The 13543-nt window shown below is 64.7% G+C and carries 14 protein-coding genes; 7 read left to right on the forward strand and 7 right to left on the reverse strand.

The genetic code is table 11. The annotated features are described in order from the left end of the window. The first annotated feature begins 64 nt into the window (after positions 1 to 64). Both DJ73_RS11855 and arsM read left to right on the forward strand, forming a co-directional pair. Positions 65 to 424: a helix-turn-helix transcriptional regulator gene (locus tag DJ73_RS11855; RefSeq protein WP_094558053.1), complete on the forward strand. Its 360-nt coding sequence runs from the start codon at positions 65 to 67 to the stop codon at positions 422 to 424. Beyond that, a complete protein-coding gene (arsM, locus tag DJ73_RS11860) occupies positions 417 to 1286 on the forward strand; it encodes an arsenite methyltransferase (RefSeq protein ID WP_094558054.1) in 870 nt (289 codons plus the stop codon). Before DJ73_RS11855 ends, arsM begins: the two co-directional genes overlap by 8 nt. 103 nt (positions 1287 to 1389) lie before the next feature. On the opposite strand, the gene DJ73_RS11865 is transcribed toward arsM, so the two are convergent. Beyond that, positions 1390 to 1800, reverse strand: a complete 411-nt coding sequence (locus tag DJ73_RS11865) for a CBS domain-containing protein (RefSeq protein WP_094526355.1) — start codon at positions 1798 to 1800, stop codon at positions 1390 to 1392. A gap of 253 nt (positions 1801 to 2053) precedes the next feature. On the opposite strand from DJ73_RS11865, the gene DJ73_RS11870 reads away from it, so the two are divergent. Continuing rightward, positions 2054 to 3559: an amidase gene (locus tag DJ73_RS11870; RefSeq protein WP_094558055.1), complete on the forward strand. Its 1506-nt coding sequence runs from the start codon at positions 2054 to 2056 to the stop codon at positions 3557 to 3559. Between the two features lie 36 nt (positions 3560 to 3595). Here DJ73_RS11870 and DJ73_RS11875 read toward each other — a convergent pair whose 3' ends face one another. Continuing rightward, a complete protein-coding gene (locus tag DJ73_RS11875; protein WP_094558056.1) occupies positions 3596 to 4468 on the reverse strand; it encodes a hypothetical protein in 873 nt (290 codons plus the stop codon). 190 nt (positions 4469 to 4658) lie between these two features. Beyond that, a complete protein-coding gene (locus tag DJ73_RS20370) occupies positions 4659 to 5921 on the reverse strand; it encodes a right-handed parallel beta-helix repeat-containing protein (RefSeq protein WP_094558057.1) in 1263 nt (420 codons plus the stop codon). Positions 5922 to 6297: 376 nt separating this feature from the next. On the opposite strand from DJ73_RS20370, the gene DJ73_RS11885 reads away from it, so the two are divergent. Continuing rightward, entirely contained in the window at positions 6298 to 6945 is a 648-nt protein-coding gene (locus DJ73_RS11885; RefSeq protein ID WP_094558058.1) for a ribonuclease HI family protein, read from the forward strand. 17 nt (positions 6946 to 6962) lie between these two features. Here the strand turns inward: DJ73_RS11885 and DJ73_RS11890 are convergent, their stop codons facing one another. Continuing rightward, the gene (locus DJ73_RS11890; protein ID WP_094558059.1) at positions 6963 to 7304 is read right to left on the reverse strand and encodes a hypothetical protein; all 342 of its coding nucleotides are present in this window, start codon (positions 7302 to 7304) and stop codon (positions 6963 to 6965) included. Positions 7305 to 7700: 396 nt separating this feature from the next. On the opposite strand from DJ73_RS11890, the gene DJ73_RS11895 reads away from it, so the two are divergent. Next, a complete protein-coding gene (locus DJ73_RS11895; protein ID WP_094558060.1) occupies positions 7701 to 9095 on the forward strand; it encodes a YdiU family protein in 1395 nt (464 codons plus the stop codon). A gap of 458 nt (positions 9096 to 9553) precedes the next feature. On the opposite strand, the gene DJ73_RS11900 is transcribed toward DJ73_RS11895, so the two are convergent. The 3 genes from DJ73_RS11900 to DJ73_RS11910 form a co-directional block, all read right to left on the reverse strand. Next, positions 9554 to 10432, reverse strand: coding sequence for a CPBP family intramembrane glutamic endopeptidase (locus tag DJ73_RS11900; protein ID WP_094558061.1), 879 nt, complete (start codon positions 10430 to 10432; stop codon positions 9554 to 9556). Between the two features lie 148 nt (positions 10433 to 10580). Beyond that, positions 10581 to 10919: a hypothetical protein gene (locus DJ73_RS11905; RefSeq protein ID WP_249269042.1), complete on the reverse strand. Its 339-nt coding sequence runs from the start codon at positions 10917 to 10919 to the stop codon at positions 10581 to 10583. 2 nt (positions 10920 to 10921) lie between these two features. Then, positions 10922 to 11269 carry a helix-turn-helix domain-containing protein gene (locus DJ73_RS11910; RefSeq protein WP_094522140.1) on the reverse strand — a complete coding sequence of 116 codons (348 nt, stop codon included), beginning with the start codon at positions 11267 to 11269 and terminating at the stop codon, positions 10922 to 10924. A 106-nt stretch (positions 11270 to 11375) separates the two neighbouring features. Here DJ73_RS11910 and DJ73_RS11915 point away from each other — a divergent pair, with 106 nt between their 5' ends. Together DJ73_RS11915 and DJ73_RS11920 are read left to right on the forward strand one after the other, a co-directional pair. Then, a complete protein-coding gene (locus tag DJ73_RS11915) occupies positions 11376 to 11783 on the forward strand; it encodes a hypothetical protein (RefSeq protein WP_094522141.1) in 408 nt (135 codons plus the stop codon). An 89-nt stretch (positions 11784 to 11872) separates the two neighbouring features. Then, a complete protein-coding gene (locus tag DJ73_RS11920) occupies positions 11873 to 12673 on the forward strand; it encodes a CPBP family intramembrane glutamic endopeptidase (protein ID WP_170938206.1) in 801 nt (266 codons plus the stop codon). Positions 12674 to 13543 lie beyond the last annotated feature (870 nt).

Consider the following 13543-nt stretch of genomic DNA (forward strand, 5'->3'; position numbering starts at 1 on the left):
CTCCCGGTCGCGAACCGCGGTTTGGGAAACGTATTAGTGTGTGGTTGTATAATGTATTGCTAATATGGTAAACGGCGTGACCGCCGACGAGACGGGAGACGAGACCGACGGCTGCTGCGCGTCGCTCGACGGAGCCGACCCGGCGGCGACGGCGACGGACCTCCGGGCCCTGACCGCGATGGGGAACGACACGCGATACGAGCTGCTCCGCCTGATCGCGAGCGCCGACGGTGGCGTCTGCGTCTGCGACCTCGAAGCCGGGGTCGGCGTCGGCCAGAGCGCCGTCAGCCAAGCGCTCTCGCGGCTCCGCGACGCGGGGCTGGTGACGCGACGAAAGGAAGGGTCGTGGCGGTACTACGACCTGACCGAGACGGCCGCGGCGCTCCTCGAAACGCTCGACGACGTGCGGGGGACCGATGAGTAACGACGCCGAGGCGCCGGCCGACCGGGACCCCGAGGCGATCCGCGAGATGGTGCGCGAGCGCTACGGCCGGATCGCGTCGGGCGGTCGGGACGGTTCCGACGAGGCCGGCGTCGACGCCGCCGACGACGAGTGCTGCGACGGTGATGGGGTCGCTGACGGCTGCTGTGACGGCGACGCTGCCGCGACCGGGAGCGAGCGCCTCGGCTACGACGCGGACGACGTCGCCGCCGTCGCCGACGGCGCCGACCTCGGTCTCGGCTGCGGGAACCCGAAGGCCTTCGCCGAGATGACGCCCGGCGAGACCGTGCTCGACCTCGGCTCCGGCGCGGGGTTCGACTGCTTCCTCGCCGCCCGGGAGGTCGGGCCGGAGGGGCGCGTCATCGGCGTCGACATGACGCCGGAGATGGTCTCGAAGGCCAGGGCGAACGCCGAGCGGAACGACGCCGGCAACGTCGAGTTCCGCCTCGGCGAGATCAGCCACCTCCCCGTCGCCGACGCGACCGTCGACGTCGTCATCTCGAACTGCGTCGTCAACCTCGCTCCGGAGAAGCGGTCCGTGTTCGACGACGCCTACCGCGTCCTCGAGCCCGGCGGTCGCGTGGCCGTCTCCGACGTCGTCCAGACCGCGCCCTTCCCGGACGACGTCGAGCGGGACCCGGACTCGCTGACCGGCTGCGTCGCCGGTGCGGCCACCGTCGAGGCGCTCGAATCGATGCTCGACGGCGCCGGCTTCGAGGCGATCGAGATAACGCCCAAGGACGACAGCACCGAGTTCATCAGCGAGTGGGACGCCGACCGCGACCTCGGCGACTACCTCGTCTCCGCCGCCATCGAGGCCCGGAAGCCGACGGACGGCGCCTGACCGACCGGCGCCCGCGTCTCGTCGTCCGACTCGGTCACCGGGACGGCGACCCGGTCCGGGACGCCCCCCGGCTCGGGTCCGAGCCGAACCCGGACTCGGGAGGTCAGTCGGTGCCGCTGCTGGTCATGTACGTCAGCTGCGCCGTGAGGTCCGTCGCCGAGAGCATCCCGACGACCTCGTCGTCCCCGTCGGTGACGGGAAGGTGCTGAATGTCTCCCCGGATCATCTTCACCGCGGCGTCGTAGACCGCGTCCGTCGACGCGACCGTCGTCACGTCGTCCGTCATGTAGTCGGCGACGGTCGCCGAACCGGGAACCCGGCCCGACGAGACGATCTCCGCGAGGTCGGTGGTCGTGAGTACGCCCGCGAGTCCCCCCGACTCGTCGAGGACGACCAAGGACCCGACGCCCTCGGTCAGCAACGTCTCCGCGGCGTGCTCGACGGCGGTGTCGAGCGTCGTCGTCAGCAGGCCGGTGCTCATGAGCTCCGAAACGGGGGTCGACTCCGTCTCCATGTGCAGTGTCAACGCACTGCAACTGTAAACGCATTGCGCTCAGAATCGGGACATACTCAGAGAAAACGTGCTGAACTTCCACTTCCGGACACCGAAACCGTTCAACGGTGACTGTTCGGTGTGTTACGCTCCCGGTCGAGTGGCGGGGCGTGACGCGGGGCGTCCGGTTCGAGGCGTCTCTCGGCGACCGTTCGGTGACCACGTCAAGCGGTAGATTGAGAACGCTGTGTGCGAATTGGTCACGAAAGCCACTATGTCGCCGCCGGACACCGACGACTTCGACCCGATCGAAGCGACCGTCTCGGACGTCCACGCCGCCTACGAGGCGGGAGAGACGACCGCGGAGGCGGTCACCGACGCGTACCTGTCGCGGATCGCGGCGCACGACGACGACCTCAACGCTATCCTCGCGGTGAATCCCGACGCGCTCGACCGCGCGCGGGAACTCGACGCCGCGCTCGACCGCGACGGTCTCGTCGGCCCGTTACACGGGGTCCCCGTCGTTCTCAAGGACAACCAGGACACGCACGACATGCCGACGACGGCCGGTTCCACGGCGCTCGCCGAGTCACGGCCGAGCCGCGACGCGACCGTGGTGGCGCGGCTCCGGGAGGCCGGCGCCGTCGTCCTCGCGAAGGCCAACCTCCAGGAGCTCTCCTTCGGCGTCGACACGGTGAGCTCCCTCGGCGGGGCGACGCGGAACGCGTACGACCGCGACCGGCGCCCGTCCGGGTCGAGCGGGGGCACGGCGGCGGCGATCGCGGCGAACTTCGCCGTCGTCGGGACAGGGAGCGACACGTGCTCGTCGGTCCGGTCGCCGCCCGCGTTCAACGACGTCGTCGGCGTCCGGCCCACGATGGGACTGGTCAGCCGGACGGGGATCGTCCCGCTGAGCGAGACGCAGGACACGGCCGGCCCGATCGCGCGGACGGTCGAGGACGCGGCGCGGACCCTCGACGCGATGGCCGGGTACGACCCGGCGGACCCGATCACGGCGCGCGGCGACCGGCGGGTCCCGGACGAAGGGTACGCGGCGCACCTCGACGAGGACGGGCTCGACGGGGCGCGCATCGGGGTCGCTCGGCAGTTCTTCGGCCTCCGGGACGACGAGAGCGCCCCCGAGAGCGCCGCCGAGCGGGTGACGGCGGTCGTCGAGGACGCGATCGCCGAGTTCGAGGCGGCGGGCGCGACGGTCGTCGACCCCGTCGACGTGGTGGACCAGACGCGCCTCGAAAGCGCCCGCGTCCTCGAGTACGAGTTCGCCCGGGACTTCGACGCCTACCTCTCGGAGACGGCCGACGCGGCGTCGCCGGACTCGCTGGCCGAACTCGTCGCGACCGGCGAGCTCCACCCGGCGGTGCGAGCCAGGTTCGAGGGCACCGCGATCCTCGACACCGACGCCGACGCGCTCGACGAGAACACCGGCTACCTGCGGAGCCTCCGGCGGCGGGAGGCGGTCAGGGACGCGACGCTCGCGCGGCTGGCGGACGACGACCTCGACGCGCTGCTGTACCCGCCGTCGCGGATACCGCCGGTCGAGATCCCCGACAACCAGCCGTTCGCGGAAATGAACTGCGAGCTCGCCGCCCACACGGGGCTCCCCGCGATCGTCGTCCCGGCCGGGTTCACTCCGGACGGGCTCCCGGTCGGCGTCGAGCTCCTCGGGCGGGAGTTCGCCGAGCAGCGGCTGTTCGAGCTCGCGTACGCCTTCGAACGGGCCACCGATCACCGGCGGCCGCCGGCTCGGTTCGACGGGTAGCGACCGTCCGGGTCGGGAGACGCGGCCCGGCTCCGCTCACCGCTCCACGAACTCCGCGACCGACCGCGCGAGGTCGCTTCGCGGCGTTTCGAGCCGGTAACAGGCCGCGCCGCTCACCGCCGATCGGAGGATCGGTCGACGGTCGACGCCGCGGTCGTCGATCGCCTCGCGCGTCCGCGACTCCGTGATCCACCCGGCCAGCGACTTGTCAACGAGATCGATCAGCGTCGCGGCGGCGTCTTCGGGCGGTATCGGCTCCGGGCTCCCCGCGGGCGGCTCGTGGGAAGCGACCACCAGCACCTCGTCGAGTTCGATCCGCTCGGGCACGCTCTCGGTGACCGATCGCCGCGGCACGTCCGCCGCGTCGGGCCAGAGCCTGACGCGTTCGGTCGAGGCCTCCTCCGACCGGAGCCACCGCTCGATTGCGGCGACGTCGCGCGGGAGGTTCAGGTACCGCGGGAACGGGTACACCCGGCCGTCGTGGAAGACGAGGAGGTCGTCCGCGAGCAGTCGGTAGCCCCGCTCCCGAGCGAGCCGGAACGAGGCCGCGGACTTCCCGCAGCCGCTCGGTCCGAACAGGCCGACGCCGCTCCCGTCCGGCGCCCGGAACGCGCTGCCGAAGGCCAGCGTCGCCTCCCGCCGCAGGAGCATCGCCTGGACGGCCGACAGCAGTATCTTAGTGAACCGCACCGGTTCGGTCGCGGCGTCCTTCTCCACGGTCATCGACGGCGGCACCGTCACGACGACGCGGCGACCGGTCCACTCGACGGTAGGCGCGCCCTCCCCGCCCCGCCGGACGACGATGTCTCCGCCCTCATCCGACCGCCGCGGCGGGACGTCGACGAGGCACAGTTCGAACTCGGAGTCGACGGTCACGAACCCGCTCAGATCGTAGGTGTACGTCGCCATCTCAGTCCGTTTCGGTCCCTCGAAACCGCGCCGGAGCGCTCGGGCGCACGCCGCCGCTCCCGAACCCGGAGCGCGGCGACGCCCGGTCCCGGCGCTCTCGTGCCCTTATTTGCCGCCTCTGCCGTTGCCGCGGCCCTGGCTCCCGTTACCGCCACCGCCGCCCCGGCCGTTGCCGCCGCCCTTCGGGCCCTTATTTGCCGCCTCTGCCGTTGCCGCGGCCCTGGCTCCCGTTACCGCCACCGCCGCCCCGGCCGTTGCCGCCGCCCTTCGGGCCCGGCGGGTTGCGGAGGAACGGCTCGAACGCGACGTTCCCGACGACGTCGCTGCGATCGTCGTCGTCCGCGTCCTGATTGAAATCAGCCTCCTCGGGCCCGTCCTCGCTGCCCCACCAGTTGTTCTTCGCGTCGACCTCGGGATCGTCCGACGGGTCTCTGCTCCCGCCATCGGTCCCGTTCCGGTTGTTGAGGCCGACGGCGACGAGGAACCGATTGGCCCGGAACGTCAGGCCGCTCCCGTCCCCGTCGATCTTCACGGCCTCCGGCAGGATCGTCTCCGCGCTGGTGACGTCCTCGATCACGTTGTGGTTGATTACGGTGTCAGCCGTGGCCGGCGAGGCGATATTGATCCCCTGTGCGAAGGTGAACCCGAAGTCGACGCCGTCGCTCGGGTCCGAGTCGGTGTCGTCCGCGGCGACGAGGTCTCTGATCTCGTTGTTGTTGATCGCGACGCCGTCCGTCTCGTGCTGGACGACGATGCCGAGCGGCGCGATGTCGCTCTCGATATCCTCGATCACGTTGTTGTTAACCGTCGTCTCCGTGAGCGTCCCCGGGTCGCTGTCGGCGGCGTCGAACAGGATGCCGTTGACGGTCGGGAATCCCGAATCGTCCGTCGTCTCCTGATCGAGGTCTCGGATCGCGTTGTTGACGATCGAGATATCGTCGTGGTCGCCCTGTCCGACGATGATCCCCGTCACGCCGAGACTCCCGGTCGGTCCGACGTCCTCGACCGTGTTGTTCTCGATCGTCGCGCCGTCGTAGTCCTTTTGGACCTTGATTCCAAGGAGTCCGTCGGGGTTCGTGACGGTAAATCCCGTGATCGTCACGTCGTCGGCTTCGATGCTGACCGCGGCGCCAGTACCGCCGTCGCCCTGGATCGTCGGGTCCCCGTCCGCTTCGAGCGTTACACTGTGATCGACCGTCACCGGATTGTACGTCGCTTCGTCCGTCACGACGATCGTGTCGCCGGCGTCGGCGGCGTCGATGGCGGCTTGGAGCGCGTTTCCGCCCCCACTGACCGACGCCGTGTCGGCGGCGGCCGAGCCGACGCCGCCGAGCCCGAGCGCGGCGACGCCCGCGCCGACGCCGAGTCCGCGGAGGACGCGTCGCCGGTCCAGCGTCCGCGTTTCCCGTTTCGATACCCCTGTCGCCTCCGTGTCGGGCTTGTTCCGTGTCATGGTTTCCTCGCCGCGCCGTAGACCTCAGATATTAGTTACGGATAAAAGACATAAGTCCTCGGGTGCCTCCCCCGACGTGGCCGGCGAACGCTTGCGTGCGGGACGGATCGAGGAGGAACGCCCGCCTCTGACTCTCGCAAGACAGACTGCAATAGTGTACGGTACGCTACAACTCCAGAGCGATCGCGACTGTTCTCGAACGGGTGAGTGCGCGACCGTCCGGACGGCTCGGTCGCCGCGACGGCGACGCTCGCGCCCCGGGCGACGACGCCGGACCGTCCCGACCCGCGCTCTTTTGCCCGCTCCGCCCGACGTACGCGTAGGAATGGGTACGGCGACGAACCGGCGGCGACGGCGAGCGCGGGGCGACCCGTAGATGGACCGCTTACCGACCGCGACGCTGTCGCCGCTCGCCGACCGGGTCGACGCGGTGCTCGCGCTGTACGACTACGAGATCGGGCCGGCGATCGACGCGGTCGACGCGGCCGTCGACGGATTCGGAGGGCTGTTCGACCCCGGAACGACCGACGACGAGGTCCGGACGGCCGTCGACGAGGTGCTCGCCGGCGACCCGCCGCCCGCGAGGGAGGGGTGCGAGCGCGCCGACGACGCCGGCGTCGTGCTCTACGTCGACGGGAGTTCGCGCGGGAACCCCGGACCGGCCGGCGCGGGCGCCGTGCTCCGAGCCGGCGGCGAGCCGTTCGCCGCGCTCGGGCGGCCGGTCGGGTCGCGGGCGGAGAACAACACCGCGGAGTACGCGGCGCTCCACCTCGGGCTCGAAGCGCTCGTCTCCCGGTGCGACCCGGTCGCGGTCGAGGTGCGCATCGACTCGATGACGGTGATCGACGACGTCTGGCGGGACGGCGACGGGGTCGCCGCCGCGGCGCCGTACCGTCCGGCGATCGTGGATCACCTGTCCGCGCTGTCGGCGTGCGAGTGGACCCACCTCGCCGACCACGAGCCGAACCCGGCCGACGCCCGGGCCGCGGTCGGAGCGGACATCGCCGCGCTCGGCCCGGGCTGACGGCTCACCGGTCGGACTCACTCCGTCTCCGGGGAGACGACCTCGTCCGTCCCGTCCGGTCCGTCGAGTCGCACGACGTGGCGCGTGTGGCGCGCGTGGGTGGTCGCCCAGCGCCGCGCGGGGCGTTCCGACAGGAACTGGTCGCCGTCCGGACAGCGCTGGCACCGAACGACCCACGGGGTCACGTCGTCCGGGAAGTGGCCGGTGTGTCGTTCGTGATCGAGCGCGAACTGCTCGACCGCGCGGTTGCCGGCGTGTAGGTCGTCGAGTTCGTGGTCGAGCTTCCACTCGCGGTCACAGCGGGTACACGAGACGGTCGGGAGGCCGACATCGTCGGGATCGAACGCGTCGTCAGTCACGGCTGGGTGTTACGCTCTACGCACTTGAACGCCGGACACGTCCCGGACCCGATGCGTCCGGACCGGTCGCGCGGGAAGGGAGCGGTCTCAGAACGGAGCGCGGGCTAAACAGGACGGGACCGCGGCGGCGCTCTCACCGCCGACGGAAGCATCAACAACCGTCTTCGGCTCTGTTGAAATCCGTAGGAAGTGATAGATGCTGTTCCGCTGCGGTCGGTATCGCGAACTTACGGACCGAAGCCGGACTACTCCTCTCCCGCTTCTGTGAGGAACGCCATGCGAGATACAGAGCGTGTATGCGACACACGCCAATTTGAACCTCTCTGATCGATCGGTTCTTAACATTTCTAAGGACAAGATTATTAAAGCAAGCAAGATAACACGATATGAAACTAAATGTCCTTTTCATTTGACACCACTTACAAAGATTTAGACTCAAACCTCTATTCGAGGGTAACGCCAAAAAGTATCGCTGATCCCAACGTGTTGCTTCTCAATGACGAGCTATGTGCTGATCTCGGATTGGATACGGCGAAGCTCAATGCTAAGATTCTAGCGGGCCAAGACTGCTTGGAAGAACCTATCGCCCAAGCGTATGCGGGCCACCAGTATGGGAGTTTTACCATCTTGGGCGATGGGAGAGCGATGATACTCGGCGAGCATGTACACGATGGTAATAGATACGATATTCAACTGAAGGGGGCCGGTCGAACGCCGTACTCCGGAAGAGGCGATGGCAACGCAACGATCAGCTCGATGCTCAGAGAGTATCTGTATTCGTATGCGATGCGGAATTTAAATATCAAAACATCGAGAAGCCTGGCAGTCGTCGAAACTGACGAAGCAGTCGAACGACGACGGACAGAGCCCGGAGCCGTCCTTGTCCGAGTGATGAACAGCCACATTCGGTACGGGACCTTCCAGTACGTCGCAGGTCAAGGATCCGACGAACTACGGCGATTCACTGACTACGTTATTGACAGGCACTACCCGCGGCTAAATGAAGCGGATCGCACATACCTCGAGTTCTTCGATGCAGTCATGCAGTCATCGATCGAGATGGTTGTCGACTGGTTGCGTGTCGGATTCATCCACGGCGTCATGAATACGGACAACATGAGTATCGACGGAGAGACATTTGATTACGGACCCTGTGCCTTCATAAATTACTATGATGAGGAGACGGTCTTCAGCTCGATCGATAAGCACGGGCGATACGCATTCGGAAACCAGCGACCCATCTTGCGGTGGAATCTCGAACGGTTCGCAGAGGCACTCCAACCGCGGTGTACAGAATCAGCGCTCGCGTACGATGAACTCGAAGTCAAGCTAGACGAATTTGAGGATCGATTCGATGCGCAATACGACGCGATGATGCGGAAGAAACTGGGGATCAACTCAGATGGCGAGGAGGAACTGGTCGATGAATTCTTGGAGTGGCTTCGCAAATCGAACGCGGACTACACCAATACGTTCCTCGAGTTAGAGACGCCCGGTACGTTTGATGACCCAGTGTTTGCAACTGCAGAATTCGAGCGGCTCAGGAATAAGTTGGCTGCTGTCGGCCTAGATGAGAAGTTGATGCAGGAAGCCAATCCGCGGTATGTCCCCCGCAACTACCTGGTTGAAGAGGCGCTGGATGAGTATCTCGAAACCGGGGATCTATCCAAATTCAAGGGGTTATTGACCGTGTTGGAAAACCCCTATACCTCGAAGGACGTGGATTCGCAGTTCCAGCAACCACCGCCACGAGAGTTCGATGCAGAGTATACGACCTACTGTAATACTTGAGGGGATATTATCAAAAGGATACCATCGCAAACCGTCAGTAAGGCTGGCCGATCCGTAGCTCCGCGGGGAGTATGAGTTTCCTCGCGGGTTGGGGGGCGCGTATCTTGCAGCGAGGTGAGCGGTAGAGACCGGAGGAGTACCGACCACCTCCCCCTCTTCTCACCGCGACAGCGCCGAGCGCTCTTCGTGGAGCCGAGGTGCGCTCCCGAAACAGTACCAGAACCGGCGGACGCGAACGTGACACTCGTCACCGAACCACCGGAGACGGTCGCTGTTGATCGGGTCTCCTGGTATGCTCCCGAGTGGCGGGTCAGGCGGCGGAACGCCAGGCTTCTCTCCCCGCTCGAAGACGAAGGGATCGAACCACTCCCCGAATCCGCTCTGCTCCGGGTTGACATCCTCCTCCGCGTAAACACGGAGGAATCCCGAGCGGTGGGAGTTTCAGGTTCGCAGTCTAATTACGACACTTCGGTAGTCTCGGTCTGGGCGTCCCCGATAGCGTTTGTCATACTGGAGCCAGCCGAGAGCGTGTTTCGCCCGTATCGAAACAGCAGCAGGAGGGCGACGACCCAGACAGCGGGGACCAGAACCAGGTACGGTGAGACGTCAATCAGTGAGAGATCCCCAACGAATGCCGTACCAATACCTGGGGCCGCGTTGACCCCGCCGTGGAAGAGCATCGCCAACAGGACACTCCCGTCTGTGCTGTTGTACAGCCAGGTGAGGATGATCGAAATCCCGACGACGAGCAGTGTGTACAGTGCGAACGAAGAGGTGTAGCCCGGGATCTCGAACGCGAACGCGGGCAGGTGCCATACCGCCCAGACAAGGCCGACGATAACGCTCGTGGTTAGCGCGTCGAAGCGATCCTGAAGCGCCGGGACCGCAAATCCACGCCACCCGAACTCCTCCTGACCACCGCCGAGCAACGATGTAATTAGCACCGTGACCGGATACATCGCTGCTACTTGCGGCAGGCGATCTGTGGTAAATTGCCCCGTACTGATCGCGAGCCCGACTCCGAGTACGAGCGCGAGTACGAGCGCGAGTCCAAGGGTAATATCGTACCAGCGTTTTTCGATGTGCCAGTCCAGGCCGTCGGTCAGCCACTCCCGAACTGACTTCCCCTGGACCCACAGTACGACCACCGCCGCGATGGCGGGGCCGAACGCCCCCGGCATCATGACGACACTCGTCGCGGAGGGGATCACCAGAAACAGCGGAATCCAGGCCCCCCACGAGATGGCGACTGCCAGGAGGAAAAACGCCCCAGTCGGGTGTGAGTCGATTAGCGATGCGACACGCCGGCGACGGTGTGTCGTTGAACTCTGCGTCATCACCCGGAGGGTGGAACGGGGTATAAAAAACACGTCCAGCAGGACTTCACTCGTTGAAGCGGGACGATTTCACTACGGCTGTAGCTATCGGGTCTCTCGCCCGAGGACCTACTGTAGCGACGGTCGCGGATTCGCTGGAGAATCACTGCTATGAACGGAGGCCATAGACGATGCACGAGAGACCAACAACTTCGAACGTCTGGTTGACGACCGACACGACCACCCGACCACCTGTGACGGGGAGTGCCAGATACACCAGTGTGATCGCGAGGGGAACACCAAGCGCGAGGGCGAAGCCAAGCGAAACGAACAGCATGGGCCGACTTCGGTTGCGGCGATACCCTCGATAGGCGAGATAGGCGATGAACACTCCGAGCGCTGCCCCCAACAGTTCGTACGCCAACAGCCCCGTCTGAATGGTTCCCGATAGTTCGCTACCGACTTGTAGGACGAGTTTTGCCAGGCCCCTGGGCATTGCTTCGAACACTGTTACATCTCCTCTACGAGCCGCGTGAACCGGTCGGCCATCCGTTCTCGCCGAGTGATCTGCATCGAGAGCGACCCCTCTTCGAGACCGATCGTGATGCGGTCCAAGTTCGGTTCATACACCTGTCGGTGGTGGCCACCGTCTGGATCCGGACGGGTCTGTTCAACGACGAAATCGGCTTCCTGAAGCCCTTCGAGGCGGCGGTAAATCGTCGGTCCCGACGCCTCACAGCGCTCTTTCAGTGCGGTTGCAGACATGGGTTCCCGGCTCGTTTCGGTGAGGATCTCTCGAACCGTCTGATCTTCGAGGAGACCGGCAACAGTCTCGATTTCGGGGTCATCCTCACTCATTGACACCATTTGCGACCACGGGGAGTAAAGAGGTGGCGAACGCTTCAGGGAGTGAAGGACTGCTCGCACGCCTTTTTGACTTCCCCTTGAAGCATGGGGTGTGACAATGGAAGTACCACCGAACATCGACGACGCACGGATGGTATCGTTCGTGACCCGCTTCGCCGGCAAGGACGCTCCGAGTCGCGTGCTGTCCGCTGGTAGTCTCGCGATGGTCCTGTTGAGTGCGGTCGGAAGCGTCATCGCCTACGGGATGCTCGCGGAGCAGCTGCGGATTCACTGGACGCTCGGGATGGGACCGTACTACGGGCCGGAGTTTGCCTCCACTCCACTCATCCTGACCTTGTTCCCAGTGCTCGTGGCCGCGACGGCAGTTCTCGCGTGCGCGCTTGACGCGCTGTTGCACGACACCGCCGAGTTCGGTGCCATCCGCCCATACTACGTCGTCGCCGTGCTGGGCACACTCGGCGTCCTGCTCGGCTCCCAGATATTGCTCGTTGTCGCCAACCTGTGAGTATGACGAGTAATCAGTCGAATACGTCAAGCTCAGTGGCCCAGTGGTCGCCCACCTTTCAATGCGGTATCTGGCCCGCAGTCGGACTGGTGCTTGCGTTCACTATCTGGGTGATGATTTCGACGACCACGTTCACCTGGCTGTTCGGAGATGACGCCTCGGTCCTCGTTGAATCGCTCTGGACTATCCCGTCCGGTCTCGTCCAGTTCGGCATCGTCGCAGCGGTGTACCGCTATGATGGCGTTACGCTCAACGAGATCGGGCTGTCACGACGACTCCTTCGGCCTGCGGCGATCGCGGTCGTCGGTGTCATCGTTGTCATTAACGCAGTCGTTGTCGGGATGGGCCTTCTTGCGGGCAACGAGATATCGTTCGGGGTGTACGCGTTCTATCAGTCGGACCCGTTCAACTTCTCGACGACCGTTATCGCTGCTGGGGCGTTCACCACCTACGCGTTCACCGGACCGGTCGAGGAGCTGGCGTTCCGTGGCTACCTACAGAACAAACTGATTTCGCTCTTCGAGTTCAGCTCTCTCCGGGTTCGCACGGCGATCAGTATCGTGGTGACCGGTGTGATCTTCTCAGCGCTCCATATCCCGGTTGAGCTTCTGGTCAACGGAACGCCCGTTTCGCAGCTCGCTGGGACGCTGGTGCTGCTCGCTCTGTCGGGGACGATCTTTGGCACGATCTACGCGCTCACGCAGAACCTCTATCTCGTTGTCTTCCTCCACGGGGTCGGTAATTTCTGGCCGCTCATGGTCGATCCAGGGCAAGGGATCTGGCCGAATTATATCGCGTTGCTTCTCGTCTATCTTGCGCTCATCGTCGTTTACCGATGGGTTGCGGTTCGGGCGTCCGTCCCTACGCCGTCGCTGGCGGCGGCAAACTAACTTCCTCTAAGTTCAGCGGGCACAGAGTTGACTTGTTACCGATACGTCGCCGTTCGGTTCGGGGGAACAGCGTTCTTGTGGTGGATGACGATTAACTATCATCGATCGAATGAATGGGCACAGCAGCATCGACAATCGTTGACCACGCGGCACACCCGCGAGGATGTGCTCACGGCCCGAGAGTTTGCGCTTCTCTTGGAAGGGGGTAGTTCACTGCCAGAGCCGCGTGACTTGCAGACGCGGACCGTGTGTCTGGCCGCTGGCCAACTCTGATTGCGTGCTGGACTGTTGGAGGCGGGTGTTGACGTCGGGGCGACATCGGCCGTTTCTTCGGTGTTGCTGCTGGCTCTCACGTTGATGATGACCGCGGTGGCTTCGAGGTCAGGGGGGCGCTCGACTACGATGGGTGCGTGCTTCTTGACCCGGGGTCAATATGTCACCAAATTATAACCCGCCGCCGGAAGTATTTGAAGGGCTGATTAGTATCGCTCATCCACCCCGGTGCTGCGCTGTCTGATCGGCACGAATCCTGAAAAGTAGCTCAATTACGACGGTCAACACTACGATGGGTGCGACAAGTCGGCTACTGCACTCGCCCAGCCTGGATTGAACGCGCTCCCGATGCTGAACTTATCCTCTGTATCCGGCAGTCAGTTCCTGTCAGCATCTGAAGATTTCAACAGAGTCAAAAATGGGAAATTTTGTCCTACTAATCAGTCAGTCATCCTACTGTCGTCGATGAATTTGAACTCCGGCCGGCTCGGAGTTTCCCAATATTAAGATAATGTTTATCATGACCGCTCGTGAGACGTGTCTATGGCGACACCGACTGGCGAACTCGAGTTGAGTATCCGGGGAGCACTCTCGTAA

Source organism: Halorubrum sp. Ea1, from assembly GCF_002252965.1.
Lineage (GTDB): Archaea > Halobacteriota > Halobacteria > Halobacteriales > Haloferacaceae > Halorubrum.